The 16,867-nt window shown below is 64.7% G+C and carries 15 protein-coding genes and 2 pseudogenes; 11 read left to right on the top strand and 6 right to left on the bottom strand.

Features of this window, described 5'->3' with window-relative positions; translation table 11 throughout:
* Positions 1 to 217 (bottom strand): annotated as a pseudogene (locus AOT87_RS29140) (hypothetical protein); the annotation flags it as partial.
* 297 nt (positions 218 to 514) lie between these two features.
* On the opposite strand from AOT87_RS29140, the gene AOT87_RS20095 reads away from it, so the two are divergent.
* The 5 genes from AOT87_RS20095 to AOT87_RS20075 are packed head-to-tail and all read left to right on the top strand — an operon-like array spanning position 515 to position 4,305.
* On the top strand, positions 515 to 1,675 hold the full coding sequence (locus AOT87_RS20095) for a helix-turn-helix domain-containing protein (protein ID WP_082635010.1): 1,161 nt from the start codon (positions 515 to 517) through the stop codon (positions 1,673 to 1,675).
* Entirely contained in the window at positions 1,672 to 3,141 is a 1,470-nt protein-coding gene (locus AOT87_RS20090; protein WP_046189487.1) for a hypothetical protein, read from the top strand. Before AOT87_RS20095 ends, AOT87_RS20090 begins: the two co-directional genes overlap by 4 nt.
* Positions 3,138 to 3,491: a hypothetical protein gene (locus AOT87_RS20085; protein WP_131701206.1), complete on the top strand. Its 354-nt coding sequence runs from the start codon at positions 3,138 to 3,140 to the stop codon at positions 3,489 to 3,491. Before AOT87_RS20090 ends, AOT87_RS20085 begins: the two co-directional genes overlap by 4 nt.
* Positions 3,488 to 3,910, top strand: a complete 423-nt coding sequence (locus AOT87_RS20080) for a hypothetical protein (protein ID WP_046189485.1) — start codon at positions 3,488 to 3,490, stop codon at positions 3,908 to 3,910. Before AOT87_RS20085 ends, AOT87_RS20080 begins: the two co-directional genes overlap by 4 nt.
* Positions 3,907 to 4,305, top strand: a complete 399-nt coding sequence (locus tag AOT87_RS20075; protein ID WP_046189484.1) for a hypothetical protein — start codon at positions 3,907 to 3,909, stop codon at positions 4,303 to 4,305. Before AOT87_RS20080 ends, AOT87_RS20075 begins: the two co-directional genes overlap by 4 nt.
* A gap of 240 nt (positions 4,306 to 4,545) precedes the next feature.
* Here AOT87_RS20075 and AOT87_RS20070 read toward each other — a convergent pair whose 3' ends face one another.
* The 5 genes from AOT87_RS20070 to AOT87_RS20050 form a co-directional block, all read right to left on the bottom strand.
* The gene (locus AOT87_RS20070) at positions 4,546 to 5,808 is read right to left on the bottom strand and encodes an IS701 family transposase (RefSeq protein WP_046189483.1); all 1,263 of its coding nucleotides are present in this window, start codon (positions 5,806 to 5,808) and stop codon (positions 4,546 to 4,548) included.
* A 63-nt stretch (positions 5,809 to 5,871) separates the two neighbouring features.
* Positions 5,872 to 6,630 (bottom strand): alpha/beta hydrolase, encoded by a 759-nt coding sequence (locus AOT87_RS20065; protein ID WP_052583557.1) that lies wholly within the window; start codon positions 6,628 to 6,630, stop codon positions 5,872 to 5,874.
* Positions 6,627 to 6,851, bottom strand: coding sequence for a 2-hydroxymuconate tautomerase family protein (locus AOT87_RS20060; RefSeq protein ID WP_046189482.1), 225 nt, complete (start codon positions 6,849 to 6,851; stop codon positions 6,627 to 6,629). The genes AOT87_RS20065 and AOT87_RS20060 overlap by 4 nt, the downstream gene beginning before the upstream one ends.
* Positions 6,852 to 6,897: 46 nt before the next feature.
* Positions 6,898 to 7,677, bottom strand: a complete 780-nt coding sequence (locus AOT87_RS20055) for a fumarylacetoacetate hydrolase family protein (RefSeq protein ID WP_046189481.1) — start codon at positions 7,675 to 7,677, stop codon at positions 6,898 to 6,900.
* Positions 7,674 to 8,543, bottom strand: coding sequence for a fumarylacetoacetate hydrolase family protein (locus AOT87_RS20050; protein ID WP_079459747.1), 870 nt, complete (start codon positions 8,541 to 8,543; stop codon positions 7,674 to 7,676). The genes AOT87_RS20055 and AOT87_RS20050 overlap by 4 nt, the downstream gene beginning before the upstream one ends.
* A 195-nt stretch (positions 8,544 to 8,738) precedes the next feature.
* Here AOT87_RS20050 and AOT87_RS20045 point away from each other — a divergent pair, with 195 nt between their 5' ends.
* From AOT87_RS20045 to AOT87_RS20015, 6 genes and pseudogenes are all read left to right on the top strand, one after another.
* Positions 8,739 to 10,112: an aldehyde dehydrogenase family protein gene (locus tag AOT87_RS20045; RefSeq protein WP_046189480.1), complete on the top strand. Its 1,374-nt coding sequence runs from the start codon at positions 8,739 to 8,741 to the stop codon at positions 10,110 to 10,112.
* Between the two features lie 586 nt (positions 10,113 to 10,698).
* On the top strand, positions 10,699 to 11,025 hold the full coding sequence (locus AOT87_RS28030; RefSeq protein WP_079459746.1) for a 2Fe-2S iron-sulfur cluster-binding protein: 327 nt from the start codon (positions 10,699 to 10,701) through the stop codon (positions 11,023 to 11,025).
* 78 nt (positions 11,026 to 11,103) lie between these two features.
* Entirely contained in the window at positions 11,104 to 12,015 is a 912-nt protein-coding gene (locus AOT87_RS20035) for a catechol 2,3-dioxygenase (protein WP_052583556.1), read from the top strand.
* Between the two features lie 56 nt (positions 12,016 to 12,071).
* Entirely contained in the window at positions 12,072 to 13,793 is a 1,722-nt protein-coding gene (locus AOT87_RS20030) for a cytochrome b5 domain-containing protein (protein WP_046189478.1), read from the top strand.
* Entirely contained in the window at positions 13,777 to 14,745 is a 969-nt protein-coding gene (locus AOT87_RS20025) for a PDR/VanB family oxidoreductase (RefSeq protein ID WP_052583555.1), read from the top strand. Before AOT87_RS20030 ends, AOT87_RS20025 begins: the two co-directional genes overlap by 17 nt.
* Positions 14,746 to 15,541: 796 nt before the next feature.
* Positions 15,542 to 16,775, top strand: a pseudogene (locus tag AOT87_RS20015) (IS256 family transposase); the annotation flags it as partial.
* Between the last annotated feature and the right edge of the window lie 92 nt (positions 16,776 to 16,867).

The following is a 16,867-nucleotide window of genomic DNA, read 5'->3' as shown; positions in this document are numbered from 1 at the left end:
GCGCACCCGGCGGGGGTGGCGGTGATGCGTACTGCGGGGGTGTGGGGTAGCCCTGCGGTGCCTGCGGATACGGGGGCGGCGGCTGCTGAGGTCGGGAGAACGTCTGCGCCTGCTGCGTCTCCTGCTGATCAAACGGTGCCTGATCCCGGTTCGGGTTGCCCCCGGGCCAGGGCCGTTGTTCACGGCCTCCCGGCTGTCCATGCCCCTGCGGATTCATGTAACCCCCCGAAAATGTCGCGGTGCGATGAGTTGTCCTGCACCATCCGTCGCATCGATCATCGCATGATCCGTTGCACCCCCATTGCACCAATTATTTGCCGCTCAGACCCCCTCTCATGGTGTGTAACACTGAATTCGGCAACAGCACAGCTCACCGGCTAGCACCGCTCACCTGGACGGGTTTTGCCGTTTTAGCTGGAGATATGTTCTGCGACGGTTTGGGCGTTGCTGGGCCACAAGTCGTGCTCGCGCGACGGCGGCAGGGCCGGGGATGTAGTGCGATCGAGGAGGGGACGTGACAGTGCAGCAATGCCAGGAGCCGCCGGCGGAGGTCGAGCTGCCCGCGCTGGCGATCGAGGTGGCGGGTAAGACCTTCATCGCCCGACCCGATCAGGGACCGGTGTTAATCGGCCGGGCATTACCCGCGCAGATCCGCATCACCACGCATGCCATCTCGCGCACCCACCTGCGCATCGAACCGGTCGGGCAGCAATGGGTGGTCAGCGACGCCGGCACCCGCAACGGCACCTTCTGTGATGGTGAGCGCATCGACGCGGTGCCGCTGCCCACCCCGCTGACCGAGTCGGTCACCTTCCACATGGGCGGCGTGGACGGCATCGCGGTCCGTATCCGCAGTGCGGCCGCGGTTACCGATACGCCCAAGGGCACGGTGGTGGCCCTGGCTGCGGCCGACCTGGCCGACCTGGACGATCGTGACGGCGAGGTCGCGGACTCCGCAGACTCTCTAACCGGGGAGATTGACCTGTCGGTCGCGCGGGCGGGAGCGGCGGTGGCGGCTCGGCGCGAAGAGCTGGGACTGTCCCAGCGCAAGCTCGCCGAGGAGCACATCGTCAGCCAGAGCGTGCTGGTGCGGTTCGAGCGCGGTGAGCACTGGCCGCGGCAGAACACGCTGACCAGAATCGAGGGCTATCTGGACTGGTCGCCCGGCACGATCGCCCGAATCCGTGCCGGGGCTTCGGCACCCGATGCAGAGTCCACCGAGGTGCTGTCCCCGACCGTGCAGGTCGCGGTCCTCATCGATGCCTCCGAGATCGCGTTGCGGGTGCTGCTGGCACGTGCGGCCGGGTTGCCGTCGACGAGCGCCCCGCATTTCGGAGCCGAGATTGCCCCCCTGCTGTCCGAGCTGCGCCGACTGGAGCGCACCATCTCCGGAGCCGCGACCACCAGCACAGGCCGTCCTGAGATCGCCCGACTGCTCAGCCAGATCCGGCATTCGGTGGAGGATCTGGCCGGCATCGCCGCCCGCGCACCGGGAGCCACGCTGGGCCAGCGCCTCACAGCCGTACGTACCCGCAGCCGATTGACTCCCGTCGAGGTGGCCGCCGCATCGGGCACTGATGTTGACACCGTCGCTGCCGCCGAGGCTGAACGCCCACTAAGCGGGCAGGCCCGCGCCGCGTTCGAGCAGTTTATCGCCGTGGTGGGTGCCCGATGACGCTGCGACAGAGACGATCACGACTGCTGGCAGCCACATTGGCCGCAGCGCTGGCAGCCACACTGATGACCGGCTGCTCCAAGCCGCTGGACGGCGGCGGTCAGGCAAAGTCCTCACTGTTCAATCCCGACACCGTCGGCGGCCTGCCGGTTGCCAACGGACCTAGCGGTGTGCGCCCGGATGCCCCTGAACCCGAGGGCGAGGTCGTCGACAGCGACGGCTCCGATGCTGACGCGCTGGGCCTGCTGTCGGTCAACGATGTCGTGGAGTTCTGGGAGCAGCACTACACCGATCCGATGGCAGGCACTTTCGAACCGGTCGAGAACATCGCCTCCTATGATTCGACCAACCCACTCGGGCCGCGCCTGTGTGGCTCGGACTGGTTTCGCAAACCCAACGCCTTCTTCTGCCCGGGTGCGGATTTGATCGCCTGGGACAGAGGCAGCCTGGTGCCCACCGGCATCGAGTACTTCGGCGATGTGTCCATCGCGGCACTGCTGGCCCACGAATACGGCCACGCGGTACAGACCATGGGCGATCTCGTCGACCGCTCCACCCCGGTGATCGTGCGTGAACAGCAGGCAGACTGCTTCGCCGGCAACTACATCCGCTGGGTCGCCGAAGGTAACTCCAAGCGCTTCGAACTGAACACCAGCGACGGACTCAACCGCGTGCTGGCCGCAGTGATCACCATCCGCGACCCCGTCCTGACGCCCGAAGACCAAGAGATGGTCCACGAAGGGCACGGCAACGCCCTGGACCGCATCAGCGCCTTCCAGGTCGGCTTCATCGACGGCGTGCAAGCCTGCGCCGACATGGATCTCGCGCAAATCGAAGCCAACCGAGGCGATATGCCCATGATCCTGGAGGACGAGCAGAACCAGGGTGGGGAAGCGCCGATCAACGAGAAGATGGTGCAGATGGTCACCGAGGTGGTCTCGGGCATCTACGGGCTCAATTCACCGCCGACGGTGACCTTGGATGCGGATGCGCCGCCCTGCCCGGACGCCAAAGCCACACCACCGGTGTCCTATTGCCCGTCGAGTAACACCCTGGCCGTCGACCTGCCTGCTCTACAAGCGTTGGGCAGCCAAGCAGGCTCCAAAGAACGCGTGCTGGTCCAGGGCGACAACACTGCCATCTCTGTGCTCACCTCGCGGGTGGCACTGGCGCTGCAACAGCAGCGCGGTGTCAACCTGACCGACGCCGCGGCATCGGTACGCACCGCCTGCCTCACCGGAGTGGCTCAACGCAAAATGGTCGAGCCGATCGACGCCCCCAGCGGAGGGAACCTCGTGCTGACCGCCGGCGACTTCGACGAAGCGGTGGCCGGGCTGCTCAACAACGGGATGGCCTCCTCCGGGGTCGACGGCAACACCGTCGCAGCAGGATTCACCCGGATCATGGCGTTCCGGTCCGGGGTGATCAATCCCAGTGTCGACGGCTGCTTCACCCGATTCCCATGAGCATGGCGACCACAACGCGGCTCAGCCGCGGTATCGACGCTGCCATCGCATTCCCGCTGCTGGCCGTCCACCTCGCACTCGGTTGGGGTGCCTCCGTGCTGGTGACCTTCGCGGTGACGACGATGCAGGACTGCCAGAGCGCCGTCTGCCCGGACACCAGCTGGACGTGGCTCGTACTGCTCGCCGCAGCCGTCGGTGTCATCGCGCTGCCGGTCATCGACCTGGCGCTGACCATTACGGCACTGTGCATGCGCAGACCGGCGTGGCTGGTTCCGCTGGCGATGTCGGCAGTCCACGTGGCCTACACGGTGCTGCTGCTGGTGCTCCTGGCCCAGGCGGGCCGCGCATGACACGGCCCAGCTGGGGCACTGCAGGTTCCGGCGCGCAACTGGCACCCGGGCACGGCGCCACGACAACGGCCGCATGGACACCGCCGCCGCGACACCGCGGAGTCGATGCCGCCGGGGCGTTCCTGTTGCTGGCGGTGCATATCGTGCTGGCGATAGGCACTGTCATGGTGGTCGGGTTCGCGGGGGTGGGCCTGGACCCGTGCTCCTACCGCCCCTGCGGGAACCCGATCTGGTCGACCATCAGTCTGTGCATGGTGCTGGTGTCGGCCGCGGCGCTGCCGGCGGTTGATTTTGCGCTGATCGTGGTGCGGCTTGTGAAGAGCCGTGCGGCCTGGGCGATTCCCCTCGTGTTCAGCGCTGCGCATATCGGCGTCGGCGCTGTGTCCTTTACCCTGATGGCCGCATCGGGCCCGCAGTGAGCGGGCCCGGATCCGGCTCGGACGGGCCCGCGGAGGGCGTGTTCGCCATAAATCCGGAGGAGAAGATCTGGACGTTGGCGCGTCAGCTGGTCACAGGGCAGCACACCATCAGCCAACTAAACGACTCCGCCAACCTCTTGGCAGAAGCCAACCCGGGTGATCCTGCTGTGATGCAGCACCTTTCGCAGCTGCGCCGGAGTAACGATGATTGGTTTTACGGGGCGCTCCCCACTCTGCTGGCCGCGATGCAGGTCTCCATCGAGGCGCGGGAAACATTCGGTCCGGGCTTCACCCGCGTGAAGGATCCGATTGACGCTGCTGTGTGGAACCATAAGCTCGGGCTCTGGCGTGAACGGCTCAGCGGCAGGATTAAGCACGACGGCGGCTACGGTTAATTGGGATGATCGCTGCCGCCGAACTGGCGTGCGACGGATTTGAACACCGCGCCACCTCGGACTGGAACCAAAGAGCAGACCCTCACCTGCGCATCGCCGGCAGGAAGCATGCGTAGCGCAGCGCATTGTGCGACCGTCTAGTAGGACTTTGTTAGGTGGGGAAGTAGTGGTGGCATAGTGGGCAGGTGCCGATCCAGATGGCCAGTGCGCGTTGGATTTCGCGCAGGATGGCGTAAAGGGTCAGTCCTGCCCGGCTGCTTTTGGGAGCGTCAACCGCAGGGTGGTGAGGAACAGGTGTGCGGCGGTGACGAGGGTGGCGTGGTGGTGCCAACCCAACCAGGAGCGGCCTTCGAAGTGATCGAGGCCCAGTCCGGTTTTGAGTTCGCGGTAGTCGTGTTCGATGCGCCAACGCATTTTGGCCAGCCCGACGAGTTCGGCAGCGGGTGTGTCGGCGGGCAGGGTGGACAGCCAGTAGTCGGTGGGTTCGGCGGTGTCGGTGGGCCATTGGGCGATCAGCCAGCACTCGGGGAGCGTCCCGTCATCGCCGCGGGGAATGTCACGGTTGGCCGGGAGGACCCGCAGGGTCACGAACTGCGATGCCATGGTCGCGGCGGGGTTGTCGGGGCCGGTCTTGGTGCCCTCGCGCCAGGTGACGGTGCGGGCTGCGCCACGCCCGGCGGCCACCGTGAGCTCTTTGAGACTGACGGCCGGGTCGGGGTAGGCCGGCACCGGAAAGCGGCCACGGTCCCCGGCGCGGGGCGCTGCGACCGGCATCGCGTCGCCGGGGTGGGCGCTGGTGGCAGCTTTGACCGCCACCACGTACGGGATGCCGCGTGCGGTCAGGGCCAGCCGAAACGCGGTGATATCGCCGTACCCGGCATCAGCGACCACCGCGGGTGGGGTGCGTCCCCAGTCGATGAGTTCATCGAGCATGTCCAGGGCCAGTTCCCATTTGCGGCGATGATGCTCATCCTCGGGGATCGCGGCGCGGCGGCGGCGGGTGGCGATACGGGCACGTTCCTCGGGATCCTCGGCGTGCTCGACATCCCAGCTTCGCGGCACGAACAGCCGCCAATCCAACGGGGCCGACGCCGCGTCGGTGGCGGCGTGTACCGACACCGCGACCTGGCAATTGTCGACCCGGCCCAGGGTGCCCGAGTATTGCCGGGTCGCACACGGCGAGTGCGGGCCGTCCTTGGCGAACCCGGTGTCATCAATCACCCAGCAACGTGGAGCGATCAGATCGCACGCCTTGCGGGACAACGTCTTGCGCACCGGCACCACATCCCAGGGCGAGGTCGTCACGAACTGCTGCAACTGCTGATGATCCACCTGCAGCCGTGCCGCCATGGGCTGCATCGACTTTCGTCGTCCATCCAGCATCAACCCACGCGCATACAAGCCCGCCTTGGCCCGCTGATCACTACGCTTGAGCGACGAGAAGACCTCGGCGACAAACACATCCAGCGCCTCGCTGACCCGACCCAGTGCAAGATCATCCACCCACAAATGCTCTCGAGAGTCTAAGGCAATGTCCAGACGACACGCCCACCTAACAAAGTCCTACTAGGTGCCTGGGCGATGTGAGAGTTTCGGGGATGACTTTCGTTGAGTGGACGTGAATTCCAGGTCGGCCAGGTGAATGAAGAGTTCGGCAAGCGTCGTGGGACGGGCGAGGAACGGGCTGTGTCCACCGTCGATCCAAGTCGGCTCGACGCCGAGGCGCGATGTGGACGTGGCTCGCACCCAGTCCGCAGACACCGCTCGGTCGTCTCGACCCATGACGTAGGCGGTGGGCACGTCCGGGAATTCGTGGAGCGGGGTGGGCTCGATGACCGGTGTCGGAGCCTGCGGGCGCAGCCGCACCGCTGACGCGGCGGCCATCCCGGGTTCGCAGTCATGGAAGAAGAGGTCAATCGCAACATCCGATGGCCAAAGGCTCCGACCGTCGGAGTCCTTGAGTTGGCGGGGTAAGCCATTGTCATACCACCATGGCGCCATCGGTCGGCCGGCCTTGAGCTGGTCACGCCAGCTGGTTCCAAGCTCGGGCAGAAGTGCGGCGAGAAAGATCAGGCCGTTCACCGGCGCGAGCGCGGGAACCAGCGGAATGGCGAGCCCCGCCAATGAATGCCCAACGACGACACTGCCCGTCGGTTGCACGGCAGCGGCGATCGCCGCTGCGTAGGCCTCGGCGCCCTGGCCCACCTCATCGCTGGGTAGCTGAACAGCCGTCGCCGTCTGGCCGCGATCTTCGAGGACATGGATCAGGGGCGCCCAACACCATGCGTCGTGCCAGGCGCCGTGGGTCAGGATGAAGTGGGTCACCCGTCCTGCCCTACCGCCGGCGATGCCTGTGAACGCAGTCGCTCAGACAGGATCTCACCACCGGAGGCGACCTCGTCGGGAGAGACCTCGACGATCCAGACCCGGACAGAGGTTTCGGGTACACCGAGGGCGTCGCTGGCGGCTCGAGAGATGCCGAGGACTAGGTTTCGCTTCTGCTCAGGGGTCCTGCCGCTGGCCAAGTTCACTTGAATGAAGGGCATATCCGTTCCGTTCCATTTGATTGCTCATGGCTGTTGGGACCCGTCGTCAGATCTTGACGCCGCTCAAGCTGACGCTTCCGATTCCGGTCACGCTGGCAGTGACGGTACTGCCAGGCTTCATCGGTACGGGAGCGGTCAACCCACCGGAGAGCACGACCCAGCCGGCTTCGAGTCGCTGCCCTCGGCGGGCGAGCGCATTGGCCATGAAGGCGACCGAGGCTGCCGGGTGTCCCAAAACCGCTGCACCAGAGGCAGAGTCGGCGATGACACCGTCGACATCGAGTAGACAGCCGACGGCGGCCAAGTCGAGAGTCGGCCGTACCAGGTCGGTGCCGAGCGCGAAGCCTGCCGAGGACGCGTTGTCAGCGATCGCGTCGAGATGGGTGAACGAGAACCCGTGGTAGCGGCTGTCGATCACGTCGAGGGCGGCGCAGACATATGAGGTGGCACCGAGGACATCGGCTGCGGTGGCATCAGGACCCTGCACCGGCTCGGCGAGCACGAAGGCGATCTCGGGCTCCACCCGCGGATGAATGAGCGCGTCAAGATCCAGCTCAGAACCGTCGGCGAGCATGTCGCTGGTCACGAACCCATAGAGGGGTTCGTCCACGCCCATCGCGATCTGCTTGGCGCGGCTGGTTAGTCCGAGCTTGCCGCCCAATAGCCGCGCCCCACGGCCGATCCTGGCGTCCACCACACCGCGTTGGATCTGATAGGCGGCATTTTCGGTGAGCTCGGTTTGCTCGGTCAACGGCGGGATGGTGATACGGGTCGTGGCTGCCTGGTCGAGCCGGCTCGATAGTTCAACGAGACTGAGATCGGTCATCTTCCCGCCCCCGAACCGGCCGACGCGAGAACCTGTCTGTCACTGGTGTCGTCGACGAATCCCACGGTGACGTCGCCGAGACCGTCGAACTGGGCACGGATGGTGTCACCTGGCGTGACGTTGATTGCCCGCGTGCAAGTCCCCGGCATGACGAGCTCGCCGGCCTCGAGCTGCACCCCGTAGGCGGCGAGGGTATTCGCCAGCCACGCCACCGCATTGGCGGGGTTGCCCAGAACCGCACCCGACGCGCCGGTCTCCACGATCGAGCCGTTGCGGCGCAGGACTACTCCAACTGCGCGGATGTCGATGTCGACCAGTCGAGTCGGCGTCCCGCCGACCACGACCCGTGCAGAAGAAGCGTTGTCGGCGATCGTGTCGACGATGGTGATCTGCCAGTCGCGGATCCGGGAGTCGATGACCTCCAAGGAAGGCACGACGAACGCCGTCGCGGCAAGAACGTCAGTGACCGTCACGCCGGGACCGCGCAGCGATCGGTTCAGGACGAAGGAGACCTCCGGTTCCACACGCGGGGCGATCAGCGCAGAACTGCTCAGTGGCGTGCCCTCGGGGTGGAACATGGATCCGAGCAAGACACCGAAATCTGGTGTGTCCACGCCGAATTGCACCTGCATTACCTTCGCGGTGAGCCCGACTTTCCGACCCCGGACGGACTCACCTGCCTGTACACGCAGTTTCGTGCCGGCGGCTTGGATGGCGTAGGCGTCCCCGATCGTCGCCTCCGGGTGTCGCTCACTGATCGAAATGCCCGGAACTCCCGAGGTCTCGGCTACGTAGAGCTCCTCGGCGAGTTGGAATATCTGCTCGTCGTCAAGGACTCGGCCCTCGGTTTTGGTTGGACTAGTCATACCGGTAACTATCGCGACCGCTGAATCACACGACAACGAACCGGACCGCCCAGTGGACCGAGGGCGGGACTTCGTGTGTGCCCGACGCAACGATCAGAGCCAGGCCGTTCGCGGCCCAACCAGCGCAAGAGCCCGCCGAAGACCAGGTCCACCAGGGTGACCCACGGCGAGGCATCACACCGAGGAAGCGAGACGATGACCTCCACCCCCCTGATCGTCAGTACGAACCCCTTCGACCGTTCGGACCGGGTCGGTGAGTTTCCCATCTCGTCAGCTGACGAGATCGCCGACGTCCTCAACCGGGCGCGGGACGTACGCCGGGAGTGGAACGCCCTGCCCGCAACTGCCCGGGCGGACGCGCTCTACGCTGCGGCAGCCGGCCTCGAAGCCAACAAGGTTGAGGTCACCAACCTCGTCGTGCGCGAGGTCGGGAAGCCGGTCGTCGAGGCACGCGGCGAGCTCAAGCGCGGTATTGACATCTTGCGCTATCACGCTGGTTCGATCATGATGCCGTCCGGCGACACCCTGCCGGGCTCAACGGTGACCGGCATTCAATTCACCACTCGCCGTCCGCTGGGCACCGTTGCGGTGGTCACCCCGTGGAACTTCCCGGTCGCGATCCCACTGTGGAAAGTAGTCCCCGCTCTGGCGTGGGGGAACGCCGTCGTCCTCAAGCCGTCGTCGGAGGCTGTCGGAGTGGCCACCAAGCTGGTGGAGATTCTGTCCGTCTACTTACCCGCAGGACTGCTGAGTTTGGCTGTCGGTGGCAAGGCCGTGGTCGACCGGCTCATCGATGGCGCTGACGGGCTCAGCTTCACTGGAAGCACGCCGGTCGGACTCGCTCTGGTGAAAAAAGCTGCCGAGCGCGCGATCCCGTGTCAGACCGAGATGGGCGGCAGCAATCCGTCGGTCGTGCTGGCCGATGCGGACATCCCGCGTGCCGTCGCCGCGGTCGCAGGGTCGGCGATGGCATTCGCGGGTCAGAAGTGCACCGCCACCGGCCGGATCATCGTGGAGGCCCCGGTCTACGACGAGGTGCGCGACCGGCTCGTCGAGGCCGTCGAACGGCTCACGGTCGGCGACCCCGGGAACGACGCGACGGTGACTGGGCCCGTGATCGGAGAGGCCGCCCTTGCCGAGGCTCTCGACGCACTCAAGCAGACCCGCGGTCGTCAGCTTTGCGGCGGCAACGCGGCCCCGGACACCAACGTCCTGTCGCCCACGATGGTCGAGGTGGACGGTTCGGAGCACGACATCCTGCTCGACCAGGAGGTGTTCGCCCCCGTCGCCGCGCTCGTACGCGCTGACGACCCGTCCCATGCCATGGCACTCGCCTCAGCTACCCCCTACGGGCTCTCTGCGGGGCTGTTCACCGCGAATGTGGCTGCGGTGCTGCAGTTCATCCGGCACAGCGAAGTCGGCATGGTGCGCGTCAACGCTCCGACCACCGGTGTTGACTTCTGGGCGCCATTCGGCGGGATGAAGGCGTCGTCCTTCGGTTCCCGTGAGCAAGGCCCTGCCGCGAAGGACTTCTTCACGCACGGCGTGACAGTCTTCGTCGACGCGTAGACATTGGACGCGACTAGTCCTGCGACGCACGCAACAAGTGTTCTGCTCCAATGGGTTCCGCTACGGGGTATGGTTGTGTGCGCGGTGGTGTTTGCTCTGTTGACCCGTCTGGTCGTCTCATTGGTCATTGGAAGCTCGCGGCACGACGGGGATGGGGCTGAGCCGGCGTATGTGTTTGCCGACCCCAGATTCATCTGCGAAGACACCCCGTATCGCGGCTTTGCGTACGTTTACCTGCCGGGTGGCTATCGACGACGTGATCAAGGTCGATGACGGATCGCACTTGGAAGCCCTCCGCCCGACTCACTCCGAGAAGTCATGGGGCGCTGTCGAGCAGGTTGAAATCCAGCACCCAGCGATGTGACTGTCCGACCTCGAGCCGCGGGCAGTCCTGACATTGCACGGCTGTCCGCGCCGGTCCGGTCAATGGACTCCGATGTAGATAGACAGAGCGCCTTGTTTGGAGTATGTAGGTCAGCCGCGAGACAGGAGCAGAAATGGGGCAGCACCACCACGGGCCTGTCGTGCGTCGCCTAATTCCCAATGAGCGGCGGACGAGCGGCCGCGACAGAAGGTGAGGGACGCGATGTCGATCATCGAAATCGACCCGGGTGGCTTCGTTGTCGAGGCCGAACTCGGCGAGACGGTTCTTGCGGCCATGCGCCGTCACGGTATCGCCCCGAGGTCGGGTTGTCGCCGCGGTGGCTGCAGCCTATGCAAGGCCGATGTCGTCTCCGGCACGGTAACGCACGAGGTCGGTGCCGCTGCTACTGCGCTCACGGCCGAAGAAGTAGCGGACGGGGTCTGCCTTCCATGCCGTGCGCACGCCCTCACCGACTGCAAAATCCGTCTGCGGGGTCCTGCTCGCCGCATCTTTACCGCAACACCACCGCGTACTGCGACGCCCGCTTAGGAGCGGACGAAGATTCCTAGCAACCACCGGGCACTGAAGAAGCAACGTTCACAATCTAATCGGCGAAGGAGATCAACCATGGGTGTAATGCGACTTGGGTACGTTCATGTGCGGCAGAGTGACCTCACCACCGCGACCAAGCATTACAGCGACACACTCGGAATGACCGTGATGGCAGAGAAGCCGGGCCAGGTGTTCCTGAAGTCCTGGGATGAGTACGACCACCACTCCGTCGTGCTGGAAGAGGGTGGCGCAGGATTGGTGAAGATGGGCTACAAGTGCGAGAAGCCCGAAGACATCGAGGAGATCGAGAAGAAGGTTCTCGCCTTCGGCTGCACTGTCGAGCGCATGTCCGCTGGGGAGAATCTCGCGATCGGCGACGGTGTCAGGATCACCCTTCCCTCCGGCCATCTCGTCGAGCTCTACTCCGAGGCGGAGTATGTCGGGCACGAACTCGGCCTGCTGAACCCCGATGTCGCGCCGCGAAACCCGATCGGCGTGCACGTGCCCCGCCTCGACCACGCCGTCATTACGGCCGAGGAGCCGGAGGTTATCGAAAGGTTCTTCCAGGAGTGCATGGGCTTCAAGCCAGCCGAGCGGGTGCTGGGAAATGAGCCGAAGCCGGAGTTGCTCGGATCATTCCTGTTCTGCAGCAACACTCCACACGACTTCGCGGTGCTGAAGGGGCCAAACAACAAGCTTCACCACTTCGCCTACACCGTCCAGGACTGGTCAGATATATTGCGCGGCACCCGAATCCTCGTCCAGGACGACGTCCGGATCGACGAAGGCGCCACACAGCATTCCGTCACCCGAGGGACGACGACCTACTTCTTCGATACCTCCGGTAATCGTAATGAGATCTTCGCGGGTGGCTATACCACCTTCCCGGACTGGCGGCCGATCACCTGGACCGGTGACAACTTGGCCAAGTCGATCTTCTACTTCCATCAGGAGTTGTCCGACGAATTCATGACCACGCTGACCTGACGGAAATCTATTGGGCGTCAATCACTTATATGCAGGCACACACAGAAAGTAGTCCGATGCGAGCAATCATCATTGGTGGGGGAATCGGGGGACTGTTTACCGCGATTGCCCTCCGGCAGGCTGAAGGGGTCTTCGACCAGATCGAGGTCTTCGAGCAATCGTCGGTGCCGACTGAGGCCGGTGCTGGACTGAACATCGCTCCCAATGGCGCCCGTTTATGTCACTGGCTCGGGGTAGATCTCGACGGGGGGGATCCCAAAGGGCCCAGCGGTGTGCCGGATGGCGGCCGCGCTTCGATCCTGGACGTGACGCGGATGATCAACGACGATCTCAGTGTTTCGCGGAAGCCGTTCCACTACAACGCCCCCGAGAAGCGGGCACTTGGTGGTGGGTTCCATCACATGCACCGTCAAGATCTGCTGATGTGTTTGCACGAGCGGGTACGTGAATTGGCGCCTGAGTATCCCGTTGCCAGTCCGATCAGCGTTCACATGGGTAAGCGTCTGGTGGGCATCGAGCAGCACGACGCGGGTGTGACGGCCAGCTTTGCCGATGGAACCACCACGACCGGCGACATCCTCATCGGTGCGGACGGTATCCACTCGAAGGTGCTGGAGCTGACGTGGCCGGAGGCCCCGGAGCGGCGGTTCACCGGTTCACTGATCTTTCGCGGGCTGATTCCACGCGCGGATGTCGAGACGCTTCGGAAAGCCGATGGGAGGCCGCTCGATCACAACCCGCTTGACGAGCTGTGTATGGACATGTACAAGCGCAACGACGACTACGCCATGAGCTATTGGGTACGCGGCGGCGAACTTTTGAACATCGGTTTCACCTGGTATGACCCCGAGTCGACCGAGTTCACCGATGACTGGGGCGATTGGCGCACCATCGAGGTCGACGAACTCGTCGAGCACATCAAGAAAATGTGGGCTGGCGACCCGCGGATGGATAACCTAGTCGCACTTGCCGGCGCGATGAAGAACACCACCAAGTGGGGTCTCTACGATCGCCCTGCCTTCACGTCCTGGCAGGACGGTCGGATCTGTCTTGTCGGGGATGCCGCGCACCCGATGTTGCCGACGATGGGTCAGGGTGCCTCCCAGACGATGGAGGACAGCGCAGCCCTTGCCAAGGCCTTCGCGCTGCACCAGAGCGACTTCGCGTCGGCCTTCCTGCATTACGAACGCGTGCGCCACTACCGCGCGACCCGGTTCCAGTTCGCGTCGAAGGTCGCGTTCAAACATCTCGAGCCCGAGGATTCAGCTGAGCGCAAGCAGATCCTGGCTGCCGTGGATGAACGAGACTTCGCGTTCTTCGACCACGAAGAACGCGCGGGCAATGACGACTCCTGGATCTATGAGTTCGACGCCCGCGAGATCGGGGACCGGCTTCCGCCTCGGCGGTGGGGACCGTGGGATTACCGGGCGTCGGGTGCGGGTGCTGAGGCGCGTCGGGTGATCACGATGAACCTGTGGAAACCGAGCGTGCCCGCGACGGGCGATCGCTTGGTGACCCGACAGGAACTCGAGCAGCACAACACCTTCGAGGACTGCTGGGTCATCATTCACGGCAAGGTTTATGACCTCACCGAGTGGAAGGACCGCCATCCGGGAGGGCCCTTCGTGGCGAGGCTGTACGCAGGCAAGGATGCCTCTGCTGAATTCGGTGACTTCCACAGCAAGGCAGCCACGCGCCACATGCGCCTCTTCTGTATCGGCGACTACGCCGGCGACCGAATGACCTCGGAGGAGTTTGCACGTGGGACCGCACATTAGTCTGGCCGACGGCATCGATGTCGTTGTCGACAGTGTTCGCCAACTCACCCCGGACGTCGCCGAGATACGGGTGACCGATCCGTCGGGGGCGCCGCTCCCGCCGTGGCAGCCCGGTTCGCACATCGAGGTGGGTCTCCCCAGCGGTATAACGCGGCAGTACTCGCTGTGTGGTTCGGGGTCCGACGAGCGGTCTTACACCATTGGCGTGCTGCGCCAGCCTGCCGGTCGCGGTGGTTCGGCGGAGTTGCATCGCGTGACCAAGCCCGGTTTGGTGTTAAGGATCAGCAAGCCGCGAAACAACTTTCACCTCCGCGACGCACCCTCCTATCTCTTCCTTGCCGGTGGAATTGGAATCACCCCGCTGCTTCCCATGGTTCGTTCGGTGGCGCAGCGCGGGGCCGAATGGAGGCTTCACTACGGGGCGCGGTCTCTTGAGCAAATGGCTTTTCGGGAACGCGTTGACGAGTTGTCGCCGGCGCGGTACACGCTCTGGCCGCAAGACTCTGCTGGCCGGATGCCAGTCGGTGAGCTGATCGCAGCGGCGACGCCGGAAACGTTGGTCTATGTGTGTGGGCCCGCTGCAATGCTGGATGCAGCGTCGGTCGCGGTCAAAGCCGCCGGTCGTACACCGCGACTGGAGATTGAGCGGTTCACGGGTCCCGCAGCCGTTGATGAGGGACCGTCGGGGGCCATCGAGGTGGAGTTGAAGCGCTCGGGTGTGGTCGTGCACGTCGACGGTGGGCAGTCGATCCTGGATGCGGTGCGGGCTGTCGTTCCCGAGGTGGAGTTCTCTTGTCAGGAGGGCTATTGCGGCACGTGTGAGACCGCCGTGTTGTCGGGGATTCCCGATCACAGGGATGTCTACCTCGACGACGAAGAGCATGCATCGAACTCTGTGATGATGATCTGCATCAGCAGGGCACTCACACCGAATCTGGTCCTGGACTTGTAGGCCAATCGCAGGAGCGGAAGGGCCGCAACAGAAGTGGAGATGAAGACCTGGCCACCGCGACCGTCGGTCGCTCATGACGACCGGTCAGCGATCGGCTTTAGTCACACGGGTCGCACTGCCCGCTGAGCGGGAGTTGGCTGAAGTGCACGGGGCCGAGGATGACGGGTTTCCCGACGTGCGGTTTTGTCCTCACGCGTTTGGCGATGACCGCGCGTGTCGGGGTGGGTTGGCCGCCATCGGCCGGCATGTCGGCGCCATGGAAGCGGTAGCACTGTAGCCGCGACTCGGCAGCGTGCGGCTGAAGATCCTTCGGCTTTGGCTGACCCATGATCTTCAACGCGTATGCGTAACCCGCGCCGACCGTTTCGTCACCGCTCGAGACGCACAGCGCCCTCAGTGGCGGTCCACCTTCGGTCGCATTCCGGTCTGCAATCGCGACCGGAACCCTTGCCGATCCAGCTCCGCTGATGCGCGCCGTACTGGATGCCCGAGTCGCCAAGGACGCTCCGCGCAAGGTCCGAGTAGGTGAGGTAGTCGTTGTAGCGCTTCGCCGTCTGGATGAGGACCCCGTAGGCGGCTCGGACCCATTCGGCATGTGCTTCATGGAAGGAAACCGGTGCTCCGTCAGACGCTCGCCACGGTGAAGGAACGTTCAGTCTTCGCCCGACGGCGCGGAGCTGTCCTTGATCGGATCGTCCGGCTCGCTGGTCGGCGCTGCTTCTTGCTCGTCGCTAGTCACCTGTGACGACAGACAGGCGGGTCTGCTGAGCGATGCTCGGCGAGAAAGGTCGCCGTGATGACGACACTGGATGATGTGACCAAGAAGAAGGCTGAGCAGTCCGCAGAGCAGCAGGCTGCGGTCGAGTTGGTCCGGCTGGCCCAGGAGCAGGGCCTGTCGCTGACAGGGCCCGACGGGTTGCTCAAGCAGCTGACGAAAACGGTCCTGGAGACCGCGCTGAACGAGGAGATGACCGAGCACCTCGGCTATGAGAAACACGATCCGGCCGGCGCGGGGACAGGCAACATCCGCAACGGCACCCGCTCCAAGACGGTGCTGACCGACACCACCGGCCCGGTCGAGATCGACGTGCCGCGTGATCGGGCAGCGACGTTCGAGCCGCAGATCATCAAGAAGCGGCAACGCCGACTGTCCGGTGTGGACGAGGTGGTGTTGTCTTTGTATGCCAAAGGGCTTACCACGGGCGAGATCTCGGCTCACTTCGCCGAGATCTACGGCGCCTCGGTCTCGAGGAAGCGGCTCCTCGGCCTCCAAGGAGGCGATCAGCCGGATCACCGACAAAGTGCTCGAGGAGATGAACGAGTGGGCGGTGCGGCCTCTGGATGAAACCTACGCGGCGATCTTCATCGACGCGATCGTGGTGAAGGTCCGCGACGGCCAAGTCGCCAACCGGCCGTTCTACGCCGCGATCGGCGTCACTCTCGGCGGGGAACGCGACATCCTGGGCCTATGGGCCGGCACCGGCGGTGAGGGCGCCAAATTCTGGATGGCCGTGCTCACTGAGCTACGCAACCGCGGCATCAAGGACACCTTCTTCGTCGCCTGCGACGGTCTGAAGGGCTTGCCCGAGGTGGTCGGCAACGTGTGGCCGCAGGCGATCGTCCAAACCTGCATCATTCACCTGATACGCAAGACTTTTCGGCTCACCTCCCGTAAGTATTGGGATGAGATCAAGCGCGATATCAAACCGATCTACACCGCGGTTAACGCCGCCTCGGCCCGCTCGGCGTTCGACGAGTTGGCCGAGAAATGGGGGCAGCGCTATCCGGCGGTGATTCGGTTGTGGGACAACGCCTGGAACGAGTTCATCCCGTTCCTGGACTACGACGTGGAGATCCGGCGGGTGATCTGCTCGACGAATGCGATCGAGTCGCTCAATGCCCGCTACCGCCGCGCGATCAAGGCCCGAGGGCACTTCCCCGCGGAGCAGGCCGCCCTGAAATGCCTCTATCTGGTGACCCGGTCGCTGGACCCGACCGGTGCCGGCAGGGCACGATGGACGATGCGGTGGTTGAGTCGGCCCGGGGCGCGGTGTCGGCATTGCTGCCGCTCCGTTTCCCCGGGCCGCTCGCCGAACCCGGCGTGCGTGTCTCCACGCACCGG

Source organism: Mycobacteroides sp. H003 (assembly GCF_001440135.1).
GTDB classification, from domain to species: Bacteria; Actinomycetota; Actinomycetes; order Mycobacteriales; family Mycobacteriaceae; genus Mycobacterium; species Mycobacterium gwanakae.
This window is presented reverse-complemented; position numbering and strand designations above follow the sequence as displayed.

Excerpts from the sequence above, each read along its gene's own strand:
- AOT87_RS20090 (WP_046189487.1), top strand. The coding sequence starts at position 1,672 with ATGACGCTGCGACAGAGACGATCACGACTGCTGGCAGCCACATTGGCC.
- AOT87_RS20045 (WP_046189480.1), top strand. The coding sequence starts at position 8,739 with ATGACCTCCACCCCCCTGATCGTCAGTACGAACCCCTTCGACCGTTCG.
- AOT87_RS20035 (WP_052583556.1), top strand. The coding sequence starts at position 11,104 with ATGGGTGTAATGCGACTTGGGTACGTTCATGTGCGGCAGAGTGACCTC.
- AOT87_RS20080 (WP_046189485.1), top strand. The coding sequence starts at position 3,488 with ATGACACGGCCCAGCTGGGGCACTGCAGGTTCCGGCGCGCAACTGGCA.
- AOT87_RS20060 (WP_046189482.1), bottom strand. The coding sequence starts at position 6,851 with ATGCCCTTCATTCAAGTGAACTTGGCCAGCGGCAGGACCCCTGAGCAG.
- AOT87_RS20030 (WP_046189478.1), top strand. The coding sequence starts at position 12,072 with ATGCGAGCAATCATCATTGGTGGGGGAATCGGGGGACTGTTTACCGCG.
- AOT87_RS20085 (WP_131701206.1), top strand. The coding sequence starts at position 3,138 with ATGAGCATGGCGACCACAACGCGGCTCAGCCGCGGTATCGACGCTGCC.
- AOT87_RS20055 (WP_046189481.1), bottom strand. The coding sequence starts at position 7,677 with ATGACCGATCTCAGTCTCGTTGAACTATCGAGCCGGCTCGACCAGGCA.
- AOT87_RS20050 (WP_079459747.1), bottom strand. The coding sequence starts at position 8,543 with ATGACTAGTCCAACCAAAACCGAGGGCCGAGTCCTTGACGACGAGCAG.
- AOT87_RS28030 (WP_079459746.1), top strand. The coding sequence starts at position 10,699 with ATGTCGATCATCGAAATCGACCCGGGTGGCTTCGTTGTCGAGGCCGAA.